Below are 20,464 nucleotides of genomic sequence, written 5' to 3'. Positions count from 1 at the left end.
CCCTCTCCCCAAGTGGGAGAGGAATGGTGCCCACCTCTTATTCTTCTCCCTCTTGGGGAGAAGGTGGCGCGCAGCGCCGGATGAGGGGGATTCTTCCCAAGACTGGAGCCTGCCCATGCTGACCCAAGCCCTGTTCCGCGCGCTCGATAAGAAGGCCGTCTGGGTCATCGGCATTTTCCTCGCCGTAGCCGTCTACGTGCCCGTGGCAAATCTCCTGATCCCCCCGGGCCAATTCGGCCACGTCCCGACCTACCTCGTCTCGCTGCTCGGCAAATATCTCAGCTACGCGATCCTCGCCTTGGCACTCGATCTCGTCTGGGGCTATTGCGGCATTCTTTCGCTCGGCCACAGCGCCTTCTTCGCGCTCGGCGGCTATGCCATGGGTATGTATCTCATGCGCCAGATCGGCACGCGCGGCGTCTATGGCAATCCGACGCTCCCCGACTTCATGGTCTTCCTCAATTGGAAGGAACTGCCCTGGTACTGGCTCGGCTTCGACAATTTCTGGTTCGCCATGGCCATGGTCGTGGTGGTACCCGGCCTCCTCGCCTTCATCTTCGGCTTCTTCGCGTTCCGCAGCCGCGTGACCGGCGTTTATCTCTCGATCATCACCCAGGCGATGACCTTCGCCCTGCTGCTCGCCTTCTTCCGCAACGACATGGGCTTTGGCGGCAATAACGGCCTCACCGACTTCAAGGACATCCTCGGCGCCCCCGTCCAGGCCCAGACCACCCGCGTCATCCTCTTCTCCTCAACGGCCATCGCCCTTGCCCTCTCGGTCCTCGTCTGCTCGATGATCGTCAATTCCAAGCTTGGAAAAGTCATGGTCGCCGTCCGCGACGCCGAAAGCCGCACGCGTTTCATTGGCTACCGCGTCGAATACGTAAAACTCTTCGCCTTCACCGTATCGGCCATCATGGCGGGCATTGCCGGCGCGCTCTATGTGCCACAGGTCGGCATCATCAATCCCGGCGAATTCGAGCCCGGTAATTCCATCGAGGTTGTTATCTGGACCGCCGTCGGCGGCCGCGGCACGCTGATCGGCCCCATCATCGGCGCCATCGTCGTCAATCTCGGCAAATCCTGGTTCACCAGCGCCCTCCCCGAGTTCTGGCTCTTTGCTCTCGGCGCGCTCTTCATCTTCGTCACCCTCTTCCTCCCCAAAGGCATTGTCGGCCTCTGGAAACAAGTCTTCGGCGCCCGCCGCAAGAAAGTTGAAGAACCGGCGACGCCGAGCCCGGCCCAATCCGCCGACATCGAGCGCGGTGAAGATCCATCGACTTTCGACAATCCCCAACCTCGGCCGGCGGAGTAAACCCATGAGCAAAGTTCAAGACACGATGCTCTACCTCAATGGCGTGTCCGTCGCCTTCGACGGTTTTAGGGCCATCAACAATCTCTCGATCATTGTCCGCCCCACCGAAATGCTGGCCATCATCGGCCCCAATGGCGCGGGCAAGACCACGATGATGGACATCATCACCGGCAAGACCCGCCCCGATGCTGGCGAAGTCATGTTCGATGGCCGCACAGACCTCACCAAGCTCGACGAAGCCACGATCGCCAATCTCGGCATCGGCCGCAAATTCCAGAAGCCGACTGTCTTTGAGAGCCACACGATCTGGGACAATCTCGAAATGGCGCTGAAAAAGCCGCGCGGCATTTTCGCCACGCTCTTTTACACCGCCAGCGACGACGACGTGGCGCGCATCACCGAAATCCTCGAAACCGTCCGCCTTCTCCACCGCAAGGACGAGTTCGCCGCCAATCTCAGCCATGGCCAAAAGCAATGGCTCGAAATTGGCATGCTGCTTGCACAAGATCCCAAGCTCCTGCTCGTCGATGAACCCGTCGCCGGCATGACCGACAGCGAGACCGAGGAGACTGCGAAACTGCTACGCGAAATCGCCCAGACCCGATCTGTCGTCGTCGTCGAACACGACATGAGCTTTGTACGCGAACTGGGTTCGCGCGTCGTGTGCCTCGCCGAAGGCGCCGTGCTAGCCGAAGGCACCCTCGATCAGGTCAGCGCCAATCCCGCCGTGATCGAAAGGTACCTTGGACGATGACCGCAGCCCTCTCGATCAGTTCCATCGACCTCCACTATGGCGCCGCACAAGCGCTGAAGGGCGTCTCTATCGACTGCCAGCCCGGAAAAATCACCGCCGTGCTCGGCCGCAATGGTGTCGGCAAATCCTCGACCCTTCGCGCCATCACCGGCATCAACCACATCTCGTCCGGTGCCATAACTTTTGGCAGCGACGTGCTCAAAAAAACGCCACCCTATAAGCGCGCGCGTATGGGCCTCGGCTATGTCCCGCAGGGTCGCGAGATATTCCCGCTGCTGACGGTCAAGGAAAACCTCGAAACCGGCTATGCCGGGCTCGCGCGCAGCGAAAGAAACATCCCCAATTACATCTTCGAGCTGTTCCCGGTCCTAGAATCCATGCTTGGGCGGCGGGGCGGCGATCTCTCGGGTGGCCAGCAGCAGCAGCTTGCAATCGGCCGCGCTCTGGTCACCCGACCCAAAGTTCTGGTCCTCGATGAACCAACCGAAGGTATCCAGCCCTCGATCATCAAGGACATCGGCCGCGCCCTGCAATTCCTGCGCGACGAAAAGGGCATGACGATCCTCTTGGTCGAGCAATTCCTCGATTTCTGCCGCGAAATCTCGGACGATATCTACGTCATGGACCGCGGCGAAATCATGCACCAAGGCCCGGCGAGCGATCTCGACCGGCCGGACGTGCGCAAGCACCTTATGGTATGAAAAAAGGCACCTGACCGAAGCCAGATGCCTTTCTTAGCCGCTGAAAGCGACCGATTATTGAGTGACGAAGCCGCCATCGACGCAAGCCTGCAGGTCGATCGTTTCAAGATCGATTGTCGACGTTGCATTGGCGCTCTCGTTGACCCCCGGCGTTTTTTCCGTGGTCGCGCTGTCATCGTCAGCCGAAGCGTTATCGTTGGTATCGGTTTCCGAACCAGTCGAAAGCGCCTGAGTGCTATCGGCAGTGGCCAGCATGTCGCAGCGTTCCTGAACGGCCGGCATATCGGTTTCGGAAACGGCGGCACCATTGATCGTCATACCCTGTGCAAAGGCAGCACCCGACAGAGCGACGGTAATTGCAGCAACAGACAAAACAGATTTGATGGTCATTTCTATAACCTCTTGAAAATTCTCTATGAAAGAGCGCTTGCTCGCCTAGACAACGAGATGATCGCAGGATCGTTGCAATGAATTTCGCCGTTTTGCCGGTTTTGGAGGCGTTTTCACCTCGCCCTGCGCTGCAGCGAGCACGGGGTGTCGCGCATATCAGCACCAAGCAACGTGACGGAAATACCTGTATCCAAACGCTTTTCCAGGAAGGGTGCGGCAAGATCCGCCTGCCGCGCACCCATTCATCTGCACTTGAAGCCGTCTTTATCAATACTGCGGGCGGCATTACGGGCGGCGACCATTTGCGCTGGGGCGCCGACGTTGCGCCCGCGGGCCGGCTCGTTATCACCACCCAGGCTTGCGAGCGCAGCTATCGCTCGACGGGCGACACGGCCCATGTCGAAGCCGACATTACCGTCGGCGCCGGCGCCCATCTCGATTGGCTCCCCCAGGAAACCATTCTCTTTGCCGCCAGCAAGCTCGATCGCCGCCTGACCATTCGCCTCGAGGAAGGCGCAACGTTGACCGCCCTCGAGGCTGTCCTGCTCGGGCGCGATGCCATGGGCGAAGAAGCGCGCGACGCGCAATTCTCCGACACCTGGCGCATCTATCGCGGCGACCGCCTCATCCACGCCGAGGCAACCCGCCTCACCGGCGATGGCAGCGAGCGCGATGGCCTGTCGCTCCTGCGCGGTTGCCGCGCTTTTGCGTCCATCCTCCACGTGGCCGCAAGCGCCGATAAAGCCGAGCAACTCCTCGGCCGCGTCCGCGCCCTTTATCCGGCCACTGGTCTGATCGCCGCCAGCGCCAACGGCGAACGCCTCGTCATCCGGGCCATGGCGCGCACCGGGCTTGCCCTGCGCAAACTTCTGGTTCCAACTCTCATCGAACTGACCGGCGCTGGCTCCCTGCCGCGCCTGTGGCATCTCTAGGAAAACGGCCGATGAACCTCACCCCCCGCGAAAAAGACAAGCTGCTCATCGCCATGGCCGCCATTGTCGCACGCAAACGTCTCGAACGCGGCGTCAAACTCAACCACCCCGAGGCCATTGCCCTCATCACCGATTTCGTCGTCGAAGGCGCTCGCGATGGCCGCCCCGTCTCCGAGCTGATGGAGGCAGGTGCCCACGTCGTCACCCGCGCGCAGGTCATGGAAGGCATCGCCGAAATGATCCACGACGTGCAGGTCGAAGCCACTTTCCCCGATGGGACGAAACTCGTCACCGTCCACCAACCCATCCGCTAAGGAGGCACCATGTTCAAGCGCACGCTGATCGCCCTTTCCATCCTCGCTGCCGCCACCATGCCGGCCTTCGCCCATCTCGACCCCAGCGAGCACGGCTCCTTTGCCGCTGGCTTCAGTCACCCGCTCTTCGGCCTCGATCATATCCTCGCCATGGTCGCCGTCGGTCTCTGGGCCGCCATGCAGGGCGGCCGCGCCGTCTGGATCGTCCCCGCCGCCTTTGTCGGCACCATGGCTGTCGGCTTCGCCGCCGCCATTGCGGGCGTACCCTTGCCCTTCGTCGAGCCGGTCATCCTCGCCTCGGTGATCTTCATCGGCATCGCCATCGCGTTGGCCCTGCCCGTACCGACCGGTGCCGTCGCCGCCATGGTCGGCTTCTTTGCCTTCTTCCATGGCCACGCCCATGGGGGTGAACTCGGCGAAGCCGGCGCCTGGCAATTTGCTATCGGCTTCATCATCGCGACGGGCGTCCTCCACGCCGTCGGTATCGGCCTTGGCCTCGCTCTCGGCCGTTTCGGTGGCAAGGCCCTCTCCCGGATCGCCGGCGCCGCGACCGCCCTCGGCGGCCTCTGGCTCGCCTTCGGCGCGTGAGGCAAGCCATGATCCCGGGCCAAGTCATTCCAGCCGCCGGCACCATCGAGCTCAATGTCGGGCTCGACCAAATAACCATCGAAGTCGCCAACACGGGAGACCGGCCGATCCAGGTCGGCTCCCACTACCACTTCTATGAAACCAATGCCGGCCTGAGCTTTGATCGCGAACAGGCACGCGGCATGCGCCTCGATATCGCCGCCGGCACCGCCGTCCGCTTCGAGCCCGGCCAAAGCCGCGAAGTGCGTCTCATTCCCATTGGTGGCGATCGCAAGGTTTACGGCTTCCGCCAGCAGGTCATGGGATCGCTGTGACCATGAGGGCACGCTTCGGCAAATCTTGGCTCACGCCATGGCAATCGCAGCAAAATGGTGGTTTAACCCCCGCCACAGAGAACTGCCTTTGCCTGGATGATCATGACTGCCGAAGCCCCGACCACAGAAGTCCGCAATGCCGAATTCAAGCAGCGCTTCGTCGCCGTGCTGACCGACCTGCAGGATACGGCAGCCGAGGATGGCGAAGCCATGGCGTTGATCGGCCATCTCGCCAGCGACCTTTGCGGAAACCTGCAGCAAAAATCTTGGTCCTCCGCCAAGTCGGTGATCACCCCGCAGGTCTACAACGACCTGCTCAAAGTCTTCCAGCAGCGCGGCAACGAATATCACGAGGCGGGCAAGACCAAGCACGCCTATGCCATCCAGGCGCTCGCCATGTCGCTGATATCGGGCACCATGCGCGCCGACCAGCAACTGGCCCAGGGCGAGAAAATTCTCGACAGCCTCATCGACCATTCGGTGTCGGTCTATCGCTCGCTGAACCCCGTCAAGCTCAACTAGCCTCCCCTAAAAACTATCCTCGCAGCGCGACCGCACGCACGGCCCTCCCGGGCCGGGCGCTTTTCGCGTTTGCCGCACCCATTCAACGCCTCTCCTGATTTCCGGAGCCTCGCCATGCCCGCCCGCATTTCCCGCGCCACCTATGCCGACATGTACGGCCCCACCACCGGCGACAAGGTGCGTCTGGCCGATACCGAACTGTTCATCGAGGTGGAAAAGGATTTCACCACCTATGGCGAAGAGGTGAAATTCGGCGGCGGCAAGGTCATCCGCGATGGCATGGGCCAGTCCCAGCGCACGCGCGCTGAAGGCGCCGTCGATACCGTTATCACCAATGCCCTGGTCGTCGATCATACCGGCATCTACAAGGCCGATATCGGCCTCAAGAATGGCCGCATCGCTGGCATCGGCAAAGCCGGCAATCCCGACACCCAATCGGGCGTCGATATCATCATCGGCCCCTCGACCGAAGCCATCGCCGGCGAAGGCAAAATCCTCACCGCCGGCGGCATGGACGCCCATATCCATTTCATCTGCCCCCAGCAGATCGAAGAAGCGCTGATGAGTGGCATGACCACCATGCTCGGCGGCGGCTCCGGCCCGGCCCATGGCACCCTTGCCACCACCTGCACCGGCGCCTGGCACATCGAGCGCATGATCGAGAGTTTTGACGCCTTTCCGATGAACCTCGCCCTAGCCGGCAAGGGCAATGCCGCCCTCCCCGCCCCGCTCGAAGAAATGATCCTCGCCGGCGCCTCGGCCCTCAAACTCCACGAAGATTGGGGCACCACCCCCGCCACCATCGACAATTGCCTCTCGGTCGCCGACGACTACGACGTGCAGGTGATGATCCACACCGACACGCTCAATGAATCAGGCTTCGTCGAAGACACCGTAGGCGCCTTTAAGGGCCGCACCATCCACGCCTTCCATACCGAGGGCGCCGGCGGCGGCCATGCCCCCGATATTCTGAAAGTTGCGGGCCTCCCCAACGTCATCCCCTCTTCGACCAATCCGACCCGCCCCTACACGGTCAACACCATCGCCGAGCATCTCGACATGCTCATGGTTTGCCACCACCTCGATCAGTCGATCCCCGAAGACGTCGCCTTCGCCGAAAGCCGCATCCGCAAGGAAACCATCGCGGCCGAGGACATTCTCCACGACATGGGCGCGCTCTCGATCATCTCGTCAGACAGCCAGGCCATGGGCCGCGTCGGCGAAGTTCTCATCCGCACCTGGCAGACCGCCGACAAGATGAAACGCCAGCGCGGCAAACTGGCCGAGGAAACCGGCGACAACGACAATTTCCGCGTCCGCCGTTACATCGCCAAATACACCATCAACCCCGCCATCGCCCAAGGCATGAGCCAGCACATCGGCTCCATTGAAGTCGGCAAGCGCGCCGATCTCGTCCTCTGGAGCCCCGCCTTTTTCGGCGTAAAGCCGGATATGGTGTTGATCGGCGGCTCCATCGCCGCCGCCCCTATGGGCGATCCGAACGCCTCGATCCCGACGCCCCAGCCGATGCACTACCGCCCGATGTTCGGCGCCTATGGCAAGCTCGTCAGCCGCTCCTCGGTCACCTTCATCTCCCAAGCGGCCCACGACGCCGGCCTTCGCGACCGCCTCGGCGTCGACAAGCAGTTGGTCCCAGTCAGCAATACCCGCGGCGGCATCGGCAAGGCAGCGATGAAGCTCAATTCCGCCACTCCCAATATCGAAGTGCACCCCGAAACCTACGAAGTGCGCGCCGATGGCATACTTCTCACCTGCGAGCCAGCCACAGTGCTGCCCATGGCGCAGCGATATTTCCTGTTCTGATGCGGCCAGCGGGCGGCGCCAACCGAAGAAATCATCCTCCCAAACCTCGGAGACTTCTGGATTTCATCACGCTGACACCTTGCCAGAACAATCAATCACCATGATTGTGGAGACAGACTCCTGGGTGCTTCGCACTGTTTCCAACGAAATCGAGGAAAAGCCATGATCGATTTGAGGAGCCTTCTCGCGGGCGGTATTCTTCTGCTCGCCGCCGGCGCCGCATCGGCACAGGACGCCGCCGCGCCTGCCGAAGCATCGGCGACGCCGCCCGTGCTGCCAACCGTCACCGCGACGCTGACCCTGACCCTCGATGCGACCAGCGACATCGAGCGCCGCACGGTCGTCTACCAGTGCGACAATGGCGATGGTTTCCGCGTGCAATATATCAACGCGGCCCCCAACTTCCTCGCCATCGTGCCGGTGGAAGGCGAAACGCATATTTTCGCCACCACCCTTTCCGCCTCCGGCGCCCGCTATGTCTCGGGCCCCTATGAGTGGTGGGACACCGGCGATGAAGCCACCCTGCGCGACCTCCGCTCGGGCGAAGACGAGCCCCCACTCGCCACCTGCCTCGCGGCCGGCAACGCACCATAGGTCGCCATGGAGCCAGTAGCCCATCCAGAGATATTCCCCCATATCCGCATCGTCATGGGGACGGTGGTCGGCCTGGGCATAACCCGCCTGCTGATGACTTTCGCCGGCATGGTGCAACATCCGGACCGGCCCGGCCGCTCCTATTTGCACCTGCTTTGGATGGGTTCGATCCTGCTCGAACTCATCCTCTTCTGGTGGTGGGAATTCTCGCTCTTCCAGCTAGCAAACTGGACCTTCGGCATCGCCTTCTTCATCATCACCTATGCCGTGACCCTGTTCATGATGGCGGCGCTGCTCTGCCCCGACAATATCTCCGAATACAAGGGCTATGAGGATTTCTTCCTCAGGCGCCGGCCCTGGTTCTTCGGGTTGCTCGCCACCACGTTCGTGCTCGATACCGTCGACACGATCATAAAGGGCGGCACGCACCTGGCGCGCTTCGATCTGTCCTATTTCATCCAGGTGCCGGTCGGCCTCGTTCTATGCGTCATCGCCTGGCGCTCGTCCGATCGGCGCGTGCATTTGTTTGTGGTCGGACTGCATATCGTCTACCAGTTCTACCTAATCGCGCGCTTCTTCAATACGACCCACTGACTCAAGGACTTGACGCCAACATGCTTCGTGCCGTCGCCCATCTGCCCGCCCATCACGGCCGTGGCGCCGCCATAGACAGCATCACCCTCGCCCACGACGAGAGGCGCCTGCGCCGCAAGCTCCTTACCGGCAGGAATGGCACGGAAGTCCTGGTCGACTTTCCCAATACGGTCACGCTCGACCACGAAGGGGCACTAGAACTCGAAGACGGCCGCCTGTTTGAAATCCTCGCCGCCAGGGAAATCCTCTACGCCGTCACCGCCAACGACGCCGCCCACCTCCTGCGCCTCGCCTGGCATATCGGCAATCGCCACACCCCGGCCCAGCTCGATGCCGGCCGCATCCTCATCAAGCGCGACCACGTGCTCAAAACCATGCTCGAAGGCCTCGGCGCCACGGTCGCCGACGTAACCGAACCCTTCTTTGCCGAACACGGCGCCTATCACAGCCACAACCACGCCGAACCGGCCCACGCCCTTCTCGCAAGATGACATCTGCACTGTCGCACGACAACAGTAGTAGACCTCATCCTGAGGTGCGGAGCGCAGCGGAGCCTCGAAGGACGAGGTCGTGGCACCGCCCCCGTGGTTCGAGGCTTTGCTTCGCAAAGCACCTCACCATGAGGGCTACTGACTATTTCGGCCCAAGGTAGATTTCACCCAGTGACCAGCGACCTGCAAAAGCTGCTGACCTGGCTCTCCCCCGCCTTTCCCGTGGGCGCTTTCGCCTGGTCTGCCGGCCTCGAAACCGCCATCGTCACCCGTCTCGTGCACGACCGAAAAACAGCCGAAGACTGGATCTCCGGCGCCCTACTCCACGGCAGCCTGCGCACCGACGCCATTCTTCTCGCGCACGCCCACAGATCGTCCCGCTCCCCCGAAAAGCTGCGCGATCTGGCCGACCTCTGCCTCGCCCTGACGCCCGCCCGCGAGCGCGCCGCCGAAACCACCGCAACCGGTAACGCCTTTGCAACCGCCGCCGCCGCCTGGCCCGTCGATCCGCCGCTAGAGCTGCCGCACCCCTGCCCCTATCCGATCGCCGTCGGCGCAATCGCCGGCGCACACGGCATAGCGCTCTTCGATACGCTCCTCGCTTTTCTCACCGCCACGGTCCACAGCCAGGTGTCCGTCGCCGTCCGTCTCGTGCCCATCGGACAGACCGACGGCCTCGCCATCATGGCTGCATTGGAACCCGATATCGCGAAACTGGCCGCTCTGTGCCAGCATGCCACACTGGACGAAATCGGCAGCGTCGCCTATGGCGCCGATATCGCCCAGATGCAGCACGAAACGCTGCCCACAAGGATCTTCCGTTCATGAACATGTTCATCGCGTCCATGATGTTCATCGCCCTCCTCGCCGTGTCGCTGGCGCACTTCCTCTGGTCGATGGGACGCACCTGGCCGATCCGCAACGAAAAGCTGCTCGCTCAGACCGTCGTGGGTTTTAAGGACATCGAGCGCATGCCCCCGCGCCTGGCCTCTTTCGCCATCGCCGTCGCCACCATTGCCGCTGGCATTTACGCCCTGGCGCTGGCTGATCACGATAGCGGCGGCATCTGGCTCAATCTCGGCGGCCTCGCGTTTGCCGCCGTCTTCCTCGCCCGCGGCATTGCCGGCTACACCACCTGGTGGAAGGGCCTGACGCCGGAACCGAATTTCCGCCTTAACGATATCAGAGTCTATTCCCCGCTCTGCCTTGCCCTCGGCCTCGGCTTTGTCGCCCTCGTCGTCTTCCGCTTTCTCTGAAAAAGGAAACTTGCCATGACCAAAAGCCTCAATGGACCGCTCCGCATCGGCATTGGCGGCCCCGTCGGGTCAGGCAAGACCACCCTCTGTGAAATGCTGCTCAAGGCCATGCGCGATCGCTATTCCATGGCCGTGGTCACCAATGACATCTATACCCAGGAAGACGCGCTGATCCTCGCCCGCGTCCAGGCCATTTCCGAAGACCGCATCGTCGGCGTCGAAACCGGCGGCTGCCCACATACCGCCATCCGCGAAGACGCCTCGTTGAACCTCGCCGCCATCGACGATCTCAACCGCAAATTTCCCGATCTCGACATTGTCCTGATCGAAAGCGGCGGCGACAATCTCGCGGCCACCTTCTCCCCCGATCTCGCCGATCTCACCATCTACGTGATCTCGGTCGCCCAAGGCGAAAAAGTCCCCCGCAAGGGCGGCCCCGCTATCTCGCGCTCGGACCTCTTGGTCATCACCCACACCGACCTCGCGCCCTATGTCGGCGCCAGCCTCGAGGTGATGGAAAGCGACACCCAGAAAGTCCGCGAAGGCCGGCCCTATGTCTTCACCGACCTCCTGCGCCGCGAAAGCCTCGACGAGATCATCACCTTCATCGAGAAGCACGGCGGCTTCCAGGCTGTGGCTGCGGAATAACCTTGGCTGACCACATCCGCCTCCGCCGACCGCTCGACGGGCCTGTCTCTCTTCCGGCACTTCCCGCAGGCATCGCCATCACGCCACTCTGGCAGACGAAACCCGCGGAACTGCACGCCCTCCTTCGCGCCGCCTATGCCGGCGGCGGCGGTGCCGTGCCCGATTTCGATCAATGGTGGTGGCCCCTTGTCGAAGACCAAGAATTCGACCCCGCCCTTGTCATAATCGCAACTGCCCAAGGCCAGCCGGCTGGCCTCGTCCAATGCTGGACCAGCAATTTCATCAAGGACATCGTTGTGGCCCCCGCCTGGCGCGACCGGGGTCTCGGCGCCCATCTCCTCAACACCGCATTCGCGCAGTTCCGCCATCGCGGCGCGCCCCATGTCGATCTTAAAGTAGAAACCTCCAACACCGCCGCCCAGCGCTTCTATCAGCGCCACGGCATGGTCCCGGTAGAGCCGCACTAAAGCCGCCTCACCCCCGATTGTCACCCCTGCGAAGGCCGGGGCCCATCCCCAAATCTCAGCATGGGTCCCGGCCTTCGCCGGGACGACAGCCCGCGGGCATCTACCACCTCACGGTGAATGTCTCACCCTCACCCCTGCGGCTGCGGCCGAACCAGCGCCAGCACCGACCGGGCGCCAATCTGCACCTTGCCGTCCGCAATAGTGATGGCGGCATCCGGGTCGGAATCGACACCTACCGCCCACTCCCCTTCGGGCAATTTGGCATCCACCGCATCGATCCGACGATTGAACCAGACCAGCACTTCGTCGTCCTTGTGCTTGAGGTCCATCCCCAGCACCGAGGCGCCGCCGTCGTTCCAGTCGGCATCGTTCATTTCTCGGCCGTCCGGATGCAACCAGACGACATCGCGAACGCCATGCCTCTCCTGACCGGTGAGAAAGTGGTCGTGGCTCACCGCCGGATGCGCCTTGCGGAAATTGTTGATCGCCGCGACGAAATCCACCAGCGCCCCGTCGGCGCCTTCCCAGTCGACCCAGGTGATTTCGTTGTCCTGCGCATAGGCGTTATTATTGCCCTGCTGCGTCCGATACATCTCGTCGCCCTGCTGGATCAACGGCGTCCCACGAGACAAAAACAGCGTCGCCAGCAGCGCCCGCACATCGCGCTTGCGCGCCGCATTGATCGCCGGATCGTCGGTCTCGCCTTCGACACCGCAATTCCACGACTGGTTATTGCTATGCCCGTCGCGGTTGTTCTCGCCGTTCGCCTCATTGTGCTTGTCGTGATAGCTCACGAGATCGCGCAGGGTAAAACCGTCGTGCACGGCGAGCATATTGACGCCATGGTGTGGCTTGCGGCCGGCAAAGTTGAAGATTTCCGCCGAGCCCGAAACCTTGCCGGCTAGTGAGCCGATCTTGGCCGGCTCGCCCTTCCAGAAGGCCCGCACTTCGTCGCGGAACGTATCGTTGTGCTCCTGGAATTCCTTGCCGAATTTCCCCAGAGCATAGCCCCCCGGACCCGGATCCCAAGGTTCGGCCACGAGGATGCACTTGCTCAACACCGGATCGGCCTTGATCTTTTTCAGCATCTCCGCTTCCGGATTGAACCCCGGTTCGCGACCCAAAACCGTCGCGAGGTCAAAACGGAAACCGGAAACACCCATTTCCTCGACCCAATAGCGCAGGCTTTCGATCACCAGCCGCTGCACCGCCGGATGATCGCAGCGTAGCGTATTGCCGGTGCCCGTATCATTGACGAGGTGCTGTTTCCCATCGACTTCGACGAAGCGATAATAGGTGTGCGCATCGAGCCCCATCATGCTCAGCATCGGGCCCTGCGCGTCGCTCTCGCCGGTATGATTATAGACCACATCGAGGATCACCGAGATGCCGTTCTTGCGGTATAGATCGGTCATCACCCGCAATTCCTGCGGCCCGCGCGGCGCCAGCCGGGGGTCGATGGCAAAGTAAGCCACCGGATTATAGCCCCAGGCATTGGTCAGCCCGAGAGCCGGCAAATGCCCCTCATCGATCCAGGCCGCCGTCGGCATCAGCTGGATCGTATCGACGCCCATATGCTTGAAATGGTCGACCACCCACTTGGTGGTCAGCCCCGCAATCGTGCCGCGCAACGGCCCCTGTACGCTCGGATGGCGCATCGAAAAGCCGCGCACATTGAGTTCGTAGAAAAGGCTCGGCGCCTTCTTGCGCGGCATGATGTTTTCATTGCCATCCCCCACCACGATCGCCTTGGGGATGAGCGGCGCCGTATCGACCGCCTCTTCACGCGGCAACCGCAGCCGCGGTGAACGCACGAACACGCGATCCAACCGGCGCGCATAAGGATCGACCAGCAGCTTGTGGGGATCGAAGAAATAGCCCTGATCCGGGTCATAGCGCCCATCGGCCCTGAGGCCATAGCGCGCACCCGCCCCGATGCCGGCAATCAGCCCGGCGCGGATATTGTCCGCATGCACATCGAGCTCGAACCGCTCGATTTCCTGGTCCTGCTCGTCATAGAGCGACACCCAGATGGCGCTCGCCGACTCCGAATAAACAGCGAAATTGACGCCATCGGGCGTGATCGTGGCGCCGAGCTTTTCGATGCTCCCGGCGCCGGGAACAAGTTGTGGTCCGGTCACTGGAGTGCGCTCAAGTGATAACGCTGGGTTCGGCGCGGCCTGTCCGGGCCTTGATGCCGGCGAGGTCTTCTGTGATCCCGATAAGACGCTCGAGGGCACGCTGGGTGTCGAGATCGTGGTTTCCATTGGGGGGCTCATACTGTTCGAGGTAGACCCGCAACGTTGCGCCTACCGTGCCAGTTCCTGAGAGCCTGAGGACTATTCGCGAACCGTCCTTGAACCCGATGCGAATGCCCTGCTTCGCGCTGGTCGAGCCATCTACCGGATCATGGTAGGTAAAATCATCCGCATAGCTGACTTCGAGCCCGTTGAGCACCTGCCCCGGCAGCGCCGAAAGCCGCCCGCGCAGATCGTCGACCAGCGCATTGGCAATGGCGCTGTCCACTTCCTCATAGTCATGGCGCGTATAGTAATTCCGCCCATAGGTCGCCCAGTGCTCGCGCACGATGGCATCGACGCTTTCCTTGCGCACGGCAAGAATATTGAGCCACAGCAGCACAGCCCAGAGACCGTCCTTTTCGCGCACATGGTTCGAACCCGTGCCCGCGCTTTCCTCGCCGCAAATGGTCACCCGGCCGGCATCGAGCAGATTGCCGAAGAACTTCCAGCCCGTCGGCGTCTCGTGCATTTCAATGCCGAGCTTTTCCGCCACGCGATCAGCCGCAGCACTGGTCGGCATGGAACGGGCGATCCCCGCGATCCCCGCTTTATAACCCGGCGCCAGATGCGCATTGGCCGCCAGGAGCGCCAGCGAGTCCGAAGGCGTCACGAACCGGTTCTTGCCGATAATGAGATTGCGATCCCCGTCGCCATCGGAAGCCGCGCCGAAATCCGGCCCTGCCTCGGTCATCAGCAGGTCGTACATGTCCTTGCAATAAACGAGGTTGGGATCGGGATGCCCATGATTGAACGTCGGCGATGGCACGCCGTTCTTCACCGTACCAGCCGGCGCCCCAAGCATCCCTTCGAGGATCGCCTTGGCATAGGGCCCGGTGATCGCGTGCATCGAGTCGAACGTCATGGTGAAGCCCGACGCGAACAGCCCGCGGATCGCGTCGAAATCGAACAGCGTCTCCATCAGCGCCGCATAGTCCGTCACGGGATCGATCACCTCGACCACCATGTCACCAACCTGCTGCGTCCCGATCTTCCCGAGATCGATATCGGGCGTATCGAGCGTCTTGAAACTGTCGATCACCTGCGTCCGGGCAAAAACCGCGTCGGTGATCTTCTCGGGCGCCGGCCCGCCATTGCCGATATTGTACTTGATGCCAAAGTCACCATCCGGCCCGCCCGGATTGTGACTCGCCGACAGAACAAGTCCGCCGAAAGCCTTGTAATGGCGAATGATATTGCTCGCCGCCGGCGTCGAGAGCAGACCGCCCTGCCCGACCAGAACCTTGCCAAAGCCATTGGCCGCTGCAATGCGGATCGCCTTCTGAATGGCGACGTCATTGTAAAAGCGCCCGTCCCCGCCGATCACCAGCGTCTGGCCAACCAAGCCTTCGAGACTATCGAAAATCGCCTGAACGAAATTTTCGAGATAGTTGGGTTGCTGGAAAACCGGCACGCGCTTCCGCAGGCCCGAAGTGCCCGGCTTCTGGTCGGCATAAGGCGTCGTTTTAATGGTCTGTATCGTCATCGGCTTTCAGTCCAATCAGCGATGCATAGATCTGGGCATATCGAGCGGCGCTGGCTTCCCAGCTCACATCCGATTTCATCCCGCGCCTCTGCATCTTCTTCCAGCTTTTTTCGTCAGCGTAGAGTTCAAGCGTCCGCCTGATGGCATTGGCCAGCGCCTCCTCGCTTGGCGGCGCAAATTGCACCCCCGTCGCTACCTCGGCCTGCAATGCGGCAACATTGGCGTCGATCACCGTGTCATTGAGCCCACCGACCCGGCTGACCAGCGGAATACACCCGTAACGCAGCGCATAAAGCTGCGTCAGGCCGCACGGCTCGAAGCGCGAGGGCACCATCATCACGTCGGCCCCGCCCTGCACCAGATGGCTCAACTGCTCGTTGTATCCGGTCACCAGGCCCACCCGCCCCGGATGCCGCATCGCCGCGCCGCGCACGGCGTTCTCGAGCTCTGCCTCGCCAGAACCCAGCACTGCAAGCTGCGCCCCCGCTTCCACCATCATGTCGATGCAGCCGACGAGGAGGTCGATGCCCTTCTGCCAGGTCAATCGGCTGACCACCGCAAACAGCGGCCCGTTCGATGGCTCCAGCGCAAACGCCTCCTGCACCGCCGCCTTGTTGGTGGCGCGGCTACCAAGCGAATTGGCCGTATAAGTCGTACTCAAGTGCTGATCGGTCGCCGGGTTCCAGGCATCCATGTCGATGCCGTTGAGCACCCCAAAGACTGTGCCGGAGCGGTTGTTGAGCAAGCCTTCAAGCCCCATGCCAAAAGCCGGGGTCCGGATCTCAGCCGAATAGGTTGGCGACACGGTGGTCACCACATCGGCGCATTCCACACCGGCCTTGAGATAGCCGACACCCCCAAAATACTCGACGCCTTCCACTGAAAACGCATGCGCCGGCAAGCGCAATTGCGCAAAGATATCCGCCCCATACGTGCCCTGAAAGGCCATGTTGTGCACGGTGACAACCGTCTTCAGCGTCGCCGACGGCCCATATTTCACATAGGCCGCCACAAGCCCCGCCTGCCAGTCATGCGCGTGAATAACCTGCGGCCGATAGCCCTCGACCAACCCAAGCCCCAGTTCCGCCGCCACCCAGGAAAGCGCCGCAAACCGCTTCCAGTTGTCCGGCCAGTCCCAGCCATCGGGCCCCATATAGGGGTTTCCCGGCCGATCATAGAGCGCCGGCGCATCGAGCACGATCAAGTCGAGCCCTTCGGCCCGCCCGGCAATCAGCCTTCCGGTCACGCCGAACAGATCGCTGAAATAATAGACCTCGCGCGATTGCCCGAGCTTCGCCATGACCGCCGGATAGCCCGGCACCAGCGTGCGCATGGCGACGCCGTTCTTGGCGAGCGCGGCAGGCAGGGCGCCGGCCACGTCGGCCAGCCCCCCGGTCTTGATCAGCGGATAGACTTCCGAAGCGACGGATAGAACCTCGATCATCGATCAGCCAGATACCGATTGACCATGGCTTGGGTAACAAGCGTTACGCCATCTTCCGTCCGCCTGAACCACTTGGCGTCGAATTCAGGATCCTCGCCGACCACCAGCCCCTCGGGGATGGACACACCGCGATCGATGACGACCTTTTTCAGTCGCGCATTGCGCCCGATATCGCAATAGGGCAGCACCACCGCCTCTTCGAGCACCGAATAGGAATGCACCCTGGAGCCGGTCGAGAGCAGCGTGCGCTGCAAATGACCACCCGAAATGATGCAATCGCCCGACACCAGCGAATTGACCGCGGAGCCACGTCGCCCATCGAAATCGTGCACGAACTTGGCCGGCGGCGTAATCTCCGCATAGGTCCAGATCGGCCAGTCGCGATCATAGAGATCGAGCTGGGGGTTGATATCGGTCAGATCGATACTGGCCCTCCAATAAGCGTCGACCGTACCCACATCGCGCCAATAGGAAACCGTCTCATTACTGGACCGCACGCAGGAGCGCGGGAAACGATGCGCCCAGGCTGTGCCGTTCTTGACGATATAGGGGATGATATCCTTGCCGAAATCGCGGCTGGAGCCCTCGGTCGCTGCGTCACGACGCAGCTGTTCCATCAGGAAGCGCGTCTCGAACACATAGATACCCATCGAGGCCAGAGCCATATCCGGCTTGTCGGGAATCCCCGGCGGATCCTTGGGCTTTTCGACGAAATCGACCACCCGGTCGCGCCCATCGACATGCATCACGCCAAAGCCGGTGGCTTCCATGCGCGGCACTTCGAGACAACCAATGGTCACATCGGCGCCCGTGTCCACATGCTGCCGAAGCATGATTTCGTAGTCCATCTTGTAGATATGGTCGCCAGCCAGCAGCACGATATAGCGCGCGCCGTAATCCTCGATGATGTCCATGTTCTGGTAGACGGCATCGGCGGTGCCCGCATACCACATGTCCTCTTTCACGCGCTGGCTCGCCGGCAGCACGTCAAAGCTCTCGTTGCGTTCCGTGCGCAAAAAATTCCAGCCGCGCTGCAGGTGGCGGATCAGGCTGTGCGCCTGATATTGCGTCGCCACCGAAATACGGCGAATGCCCGAATTGATGGCATTGGACAGCGCGAAGTCGATAATGCGCGACTTGCCCCCAAAGTAGACCGCAGGCTTGGCGCGCCGGTCGGTCAATTCCATCAAACGCGTGCCGCGCCCCCCGGCAAGCACATAGGCCATGGCTTCACGCGCCAATGGAGACGGTACTCGATAGTCAGCCATTCATTTCCCTCCACACCTGCCCGCATTTCCGCGGGACGTATTCACTCGATACCGATCATTCCGGCTCATATTTCAGGAACAGCGTCGCCAGCGGCGGCAAATAGAGTTCCAACTCCGCCGGCATGTGCCGTCCCTCGACGGCGTGCGCGATCACCGCCCCCTGGTTCCCCGTATTGCCCCCGGAATACCAGCCGGCATCCGTATTGATCCGCTCCACCCAGCGCCCCACGAGGGGCACCGGCACCTTGTACCCGCTGCGTGGCACTGGCGTGAAATTGGAGATGACGATCACCGGATCGGCGTCCCCCGCCTTTCGCACCCACGCGTAGACCGTATTGGTCTGATCATTGCCGATCAGCCACTCAAAGCCCTCAGGCTCGCAATCGTGCTCATGCAAAGCCGGCAGGCTGCGGTAGGCGGCGTTGAGATCGGCCACCAGCCGCCGCATGCCCTCATGCGGGGCAGCGTCGAGCAGCCACCAGTCGAGCCCCCGGCTTTCCGCCCATTCCTCGCGCTGGGCAAATTCCTGGCCCATGAACAACAGCTTCTTGCCCGGATGCCCCCACATGAAGGCCAGGTACGCACGCAGATTGGCAAATTGCTGCCAGTCATCGCCCGGCATTTTCTCCAGCAGCGAACCCTTGCCATGCACCACTTCGTCATGGCTCAGCGGCAGCACGAAATTTTCCGAGAATGCGTAGATCAACCCGAAGGTCATGTCGTTGTGGTGAAAGCGCCGATGAATGGGATTGCGGCTCATGAAACGCAACGTGTCGTTCATGAAGCCCATGTTCCACTTGAAGCCGAACCCGAGCCCGCCATTATAGGTCGGGTGACTGACACCCGGCCACGAAGTCGACTCTTCGGCGATCATGAAGGCGCCCGGAAACTGCCGATAAACCTCAGCATTCACCCGCTGCAGGAAGGCGACAGCTTCCAGATTTTCGTTGCCGCCATGCTTGTTGGGCACCCATTGCCCCGGCTGGCGCGAATAGTCGAGATAGAGCATCGAGGCCACGGCATCGACGCGCAGCCCATCGATATGGAACACCTCGAACCAGTAGAGCGCGCTATTGGTCAGGAAGGACGAAACCTCCTTGCGCCCGAAATTGTAGATCGCCGTGTTCCAGTCCGGATGATAGCCCTGCCTGGGATCAGCATGCTCATAGAGCGCCGTGCCATCGAAATGAGCGAGCCCGAATTCATCGGTCGGAAAATGCGCAGGCACCCAGTCGAGGATAACCCCGAGCCCCGCCTCATGCGCCGCATTCACCAGCCGGGCAAAGCCGGCCGGGTCGCCGTGCCGCGATGTCGGCGCAAAAAGTCCCGTCGGCTGATAGCCCCAGCTCGGATCGAATGGATGCTCGGAAACCGGCAAAAATTCGAGATGGGTGTACCCCATATCAGCCGCATAGGGCACGAGCTGCTCGGCCAATTGGTCATAGGAGAGGAATGACCCATCCGGCCGTCGCCGCCACGAGCCAAGATGCACCTCATAGATGGACATAGGCGTGCGCCGCCAATCATGGGTGGCGCGCTCTTCCATATATTTCTGGTCGGTCCAGGTGAACGGGGTCGGATCGGGCACCACCGAAGCCGAACGCGGCCGCAGTTCCGCCTGCCGGGCAAACGGATCGGCCTTGAGCGGCAGCACCACGCCGTCGGGCCCGACGATTTCATACTTATAGATCGTCCCCGTGCCGAGCACCGGAATGAACACTTCCCAGATGCCGTTACGGTTGCGCATCGGATTGCGCCGGCCGTCCCACTGGTTGAACGCACCAACCACCGAGACGCGCAGCGCATTGGGGGCCCAGACCGCAAAATGCGTGCCGTGGATACCCTCGAACTCCATTTCATGGGCGCCAAGCTTGTCGAACAGCCTGAGATGGCTGCCTTCGCCGATGAAATAATCGTCCATCGGCCCCAGCACCGGCCCGAAGGAATAGGGGTCGAACACCTCCCATTCCCCGCCCGCATTCTTGGCGAGGAAGCGGATCGGCTGCCGCCGGTCGATTTCCACCTTCCCCTCGAACACGCCCCCGGCGTGCCGGGGGTAGAGAATCCCTAATTCCCGCCCATCGAGCGTAAAGGCCGCCACCGATTCCGCATGCGGAATGAAGGCGCGCAGCACCCACTGCCCGTCGATCTCGTGTAAGCCAAGCACGCCGAAAGCATCCCTGTGGCGACCGGCCACGATCTCTTCGACGTCACGGCTATCGGCCTGCCAAGTTTCCCTGCTCACGCCTCATATCCCCCCATAAC

22 protein-coding genes are annotated in these 20,464 nt (G+C 61.9%); 16 read left to right on the top strand and 6 right to left on the bottom strand.

From position 1 onward, the window contains the following. The first annotated feature begins 115 nt into the window (after window positions 1–115). From urtC to urtE, 3 genes are read left to right on the top strand one after another with little or no spacing between them, the layout of a single operon-like run. Window positions 116–1,315, top strand: a complete 1,200-nt coding sequence (gene urtC, locus ASD83_RS00755) for an urea ABC transporter permease subunit UrtC (RefSeq protein WP_082560888.1) — start codon at window positions 116–118, stop codon at window positions 1,313–1,315. 4 nt (window positions 1,316–1,319) lie between these two features. Continuing rightward, window positions 1,320–2,069, top strand: a complete 750-nt coding sequence (urtD, locus tag ASD83_RS00750; RefSeq protein ID WP_056307015.1) for an urea ABC transporter ATP-binding protein UrtD — start codon at window positions 1,320–1,322, stop codon at window positions 2,067–2,069. Further along, window positions 2,066–2,770, top strand: a complete 705-nt coding sequence (gene urtE, locus ASD83_RS00745) for an urea ABC transporter ATP-binding subunit UrtE (protein ID WP_056307013.1) — start codon at window positions 2,066–2,068, stop codon at window positions 2,768–2,770. Before urtD ends, urtE begins: the two co-directional genes overlap by 4 nt. Before the next feature lie 54 nt (window positions 2,771–2,824). Here the strand turns inward: urtE and ASD83_RS00740 are convergent, their stop codons facing one another. After that, window positions 2,825–3,160: a hypothetical protein gene (locus tag ASD83_RS00740; protein WP_056307010.1), complete on the bottom strand. Its 336-nt coding sequence runs from the start codon at window positions 3,158–3,160 to the stop codon at window positions 2,825–2,827. 77 nt (window positions 3,161–3,237) lie between these two features. Between ASD83_RS00740 and ASD83_RS00735 the strand changes: the two genes are divergently transcribed. The 13 genes from ASD83_RS00735 to ASD83_RS00675 all read left to right on the top strand — a co-directional run bounded on the left by ASD83_RS00735 (window position 3,238) and on the right by ASD83_RS00675 (window position 11,704). Next, on the top strand, window positions 3,238–4,092 hold the full coding sequence (locus tag ASD83_RS00735; RefSeq protein WP_056307009.1) for an urease accessory protein UreD: 855 nt from the start codon (window positions 3,238–3,240) through the stop codon (window positions 4,090–4,092). 11 nt (window positions 4,093–4,103) lie between these two features. Next, on the top strand, window positions 4,104–4,406 hold the full coding sequence (locus tag ASD83_RS00730; RefSeq protein ID WP_056307006.1) for an urease subunit gamma: 303 nt from the start codon (window positions 4,104–4,106) through the stop codon (window positions 4,404–4,406). A gap of 9 nt (window positions 4,407–4,415) precedes the next feature. Beyond that, window positions 4,416–4,994, top strand: coding sequence for a HupE/UreJ family protein (locus tag ASD83_RS00725; protein ID WP_056307003.1), 579 nt, complete (start codon window positions 4,416–4,418; stop codon window positions 4,992–4,994). An 8-nt stretch (window positions 4,995–5,002) separates the two neighbouring features. Continuing rightward, window positions 5,003–5,308 (top strand): urease subunit beta, encoded by a 306-nt coding sequence (locus ASD83_RS00720; protein ID WP_056307001.1) that lies wholly within the window; start codon window positions 5,003–5,005, stop codon window positions 5,306–5,308. A 102-nt stretch (window positions 5,309–5,410) separates the two neighbouring features. Continuing rightward, window positions 5,411–5,830 carry a hypothetical protein gene (locus ASD83_RS00715; RefSeq protein ID WP_156385667.1) on the top strand — a complete coding sequence of 140 codons (420 nt, stop codon included), beginning with the start codon at window positions 5,411–5,413 and terminating at the stop codon, window positions 5,828–5,830. 114 nt (window positions 5,831–5,944) lie between these two features. Next, window positions 5,945–7,654: an urease subunit alpha gene (ureC, locus tag ASD83_RS00710; RefSeq protein WP_056306997.1), complete on the top strand. Its 1,710-nt coding sequence runs from the start codon at window positions 5,945–5,947 to the stop codon at window positions 7,652–7,654. Between the two features lie 162 nt (window positions 7,655–7,816). Continuing rightward, complete coding sequence (locus ASD83_RS00705; RefSeq protein WP_056306995.1) at window positions 7,817–8,248, top strand: MliC family protein; 432 nt, start codon at window positions 7,817–7,819, stop codon at window positions 8,246–8,248. Between the two features lie 6 nt (window positions 8,249–8,254). Beyond that, complete coding sequence (locus ASD83_RS00700; RefSeq protein ID WP_056306993.1) at window positions 8,255–8,842, top strand: hypothetical protein; 588 nt, start codon at window positions 8,255–8,257, stop codon at window positions 8,840–8,842. Between the two features lie 20 nt (window positions 8,843–8,862). Continuing rightward, window positions 8,863–9,333, top strand: a complete 471-nt coding sequence (locus tag ASD83_RS00695) for an urease accessory protein UreE (protein ID WP_056306991.1) — start codon at window positions 8,863–8,865, stop codon at window positions 9,331–9,333. Between the two features lie 171 nt (window positions 9,334–9,504). Next, window positions 9,505–10,161, top strand: a complete 657-nt coding sequence (locus ASD83_RS00690; protein WP_056306989.1) for an urease accessory protein UreF — start codon at window positions 9,505–9,507, stop codon at window positions 10,159–10,161. Beyond that, window positions 10,158–10,589 carry a DUF3995 domain-containing protein gene (locus ASD83_RS00685; protein WP_082560887.1) on the top strand — a complete coding sequence of 144 codons (432 nt, stop codon included), beginning with the start codon at window positions 10,158–10,160 and terminating at the stop codon, window positions 10,587–10,589. Before ASD83_RS00690 ends, ASD83_RS00685 begins: the two co-directional genes overlap by 4 nt. A 15-nt stretch (window positions 10,590–10,604) precedes the next feature. Next, window positions 10,605–11,237, top strand: coding sequence for an urease accessory protein UreG (ureG, locus tag ASD83_RS00680; RefSeq protein ID WP_056306985.1), 633 nt, complete (start codon window positions 10,605–10,607; stop codon window positions 11,235–11,237). Window positions 11,238–11,239: 2 nt separating this feature from the next. Next, a complete protein-coding gene (locus tag ASD83_RS00675) occupies window positions 11,240–11,704 on the top strand; it encodes a GNAT family N-acetyltransferase (protein WP_056306984.1) in 465 nt (154 codons plus the stop codon). 128 nt (window positions 11,705–11,832) lie between these two features. On the opposite strand, the gene glgX is transcribed toward ASD83_RS00675, so the two are convergent. Genes glgX through glgB form a run of 5 tightly spaced genes read right to left on the bottom strand, consistent with a single transcriptional unit; the run spans window position 11,833 to window position 20,444 of the window. Then, window positions 11,833–13,845 carry a glycogen debranching protein GlgX gene (glgX, locus tag ASD83_RS00670; protein WP_244489072.1) on the bottom strand — a complete coding sequence of 671 codons (2,013 nt, stop codon included), beginning with the start codon at window positions 13,843–13,845 and terminating at the stop codon, window positions 11,833–11,835. 10 nt (window positions 13,846–13,855) lie between these two features. Next, a complete protein-coding gene (locus ASD83_RS00665) occupies window positions 13,856–15,487 on the bottom strand; it encodes an alpha-D-glucose phosphate-specific phosphoglucomutase (protein ID WP_056306981.1) in 1,632 nt (543 codons plus the stop codon). Then, a complete protein-coding gene (gene glgA / locus ASD83_RS00660; RefSeq protein ID WP_056309749.1) occupies window positions 15,468–16,928 on the bottom strand; it encodes a glycogen synthase GlgA in 1,461 nt (486 codons plus the stop codon). The genes ASD83_RS00665 and glgA overlap by 20 nt, the downstream gene beginning before the upstream one ends. Next, the gene (gene glgC, locus ASD83_RS00655) at window positions 16,928–18,199 is read right to left on the bottom strand and encodes a glucose-1-phosphate adenylyltransferase (protein WP_056306978.1); all 1,272 of its coding nucleotides are present in this window, start codon (window positions 18,197–18,199) and stop codon (window positions 16,928–16,930) included. The genes glgA and glgC overlap by 1 nt, the downstream gene beginning before the upstream one ends. 55 nt (window positions 18,200–18,254) lie before the next feature. After that, window positions 18,255–20,444: a 1,4-alpha-glucan branching protein GlgB gene (gene glgB / locus ASD83_RS00650; RefSeq protein ID WP_056306976.1), complete on the bottom strand. Its 2,190-nt coding sequence runs from the start codon at window positions 20,442–20,444 to the stop codon at window positions 18,255–18,257. Window positions 20,445–20,464 lie beyond the last annotated feature (20 nt).

This window comes from Devosia sp. Root685, from assembly GCF_001427875.1.
GTDB lineage: Bacteria > Pseudomonadota > Alphaproteobacteria > Rhizobiales > Devosiaceae > Devosia.
This window is presented reverse-complemented; position numbering and strand designations above follow the sequence as displayed.

What these genes read in the sequence shown, in the direction of transcription:
- urtC (WP_082560888.1), top strand. Translation starts at nt 116, where the DNA reads ATGCTGACCCAAGCCCTGTTCCGCGCGCTCGATAAGAAGGCCGTCTGG.
- urtD (WP_056307015.1), top strand. Translation starts at nt 1,320, where the DNA reads ATGAGCAAAGTTCAAGACACGATGCTCTACCTCAATGGCGTGTCCGTC.
- urtE (WP_056307013.1), top strand. Translation starts at nt 2,066, where the DNA reads ATGACCGCAGCCCTCTCGATCAGTTCCATCGACCTCCACTATGGCGCC.
- ASD83_RS00740 (WP_056307010.1), bottom strand. Translation starts at nt 3,160, where the DNA reads ATGACCATCAAATCTGTTTTGTCTGTTGCTGCAATTACCGTCGCTCTG.
- ASD83_RS00735 (WP_056307009.1), top strand. Translation starts at nt 3,238, where the DNA reads ATGAATTTCGCCGTTTTGCCGGTTTTGGAGGCGTTTTCACCTCGCCCT.
- ASD83_RS00730 (WP_056307006.1), top strand. Translation starts at nt 4,104, where the DNA reads ATGAACCTCACCCCCCGCGAAAAAGACAAGCTGCTCATCGCCATGGCC.
- ASD83_RS00725 (WP_056307003.1), top strand. Translation starts at nt 4,416, where the DNA reads ATGTTCAAGCGCACGCTGATCGCCCTTTCCATCCTCGCTGCCGCCACC.
- ASD83_RS00720 (WP_056307001.1), top strand. Translation starts at nt 5,003, where the DNA reads ATGATCCCGGGCCAAGTCATTCCAGCCGCCGGCACCATCGAGCTCAAT.
- ASD83_RS00715 (WP_156385667.1), top strand. Translation starts at nt 5,411, where the DNA reads ATGACTGCCGAAGCCCCGACCACAGAAGTCCGCAATGCCGAATTCAAG.
- ureC (WP_056306997.1), top strand. Translation starts at nt 5,945, where the DNA reads ATGCCCGCCCGCATTTCCCGCGCCACCTATGCCGACATGTACGGCCCC.
- ASD83_RS00705 (WP_056306995.1), top strand. Translation starts at nt 7,817, where the DNA reads ATGATCGATTTGAGGAGCCTTCTCGCGGGCGGTATTCTTCTGCTCGCC.
- ASD83_RS00700 (WP_056306993.1), top strand. Translation starts at nt 8,255, where the DNA reads ATGGAGCCAGTAGCCCATCCAGAGATATTCCCCCATATCCGCATCGTC.
- ASD83_RS00695 (WP_056306991.1), top strand. Translation starts at nt 8,863, where the DNA reads ATGCTTCGTGCCGTCGCCCATCTGCCCGCCCATCACGGCCGTGGCGCC.
- ASD83_RS00685 (WP_082560887.1), top strand. Translation starts at nt 10,158, where the DNA reads ATGAACATGTTCATCGCGTCCATGATGTTCATCGCCCTCCTCGCCGTG.
- ureG (WP_056306985.1), top strand. Translation starts at nt 10,605, where the DNA reads ATGACCAAAAGCCTCAATGGACCGCTCCGCATCGGCATTGGCGGCCCC.
- ASD83_RS00665 (WP_056306981.1), bottom strand. Translation starts at nt 15,487, where the DNA reads ATGACGATACAGACCATTAAAACGACGCCTTATGCCGACCAGAAGCCG.
- glgC (WP_056306978.1), bottom strand. Translation starts at nt 18,199, where the DNA reads ATGGCTGACTATCGAGTACCGTCTCCATTGGCGCGTGAAGCCATGGCC.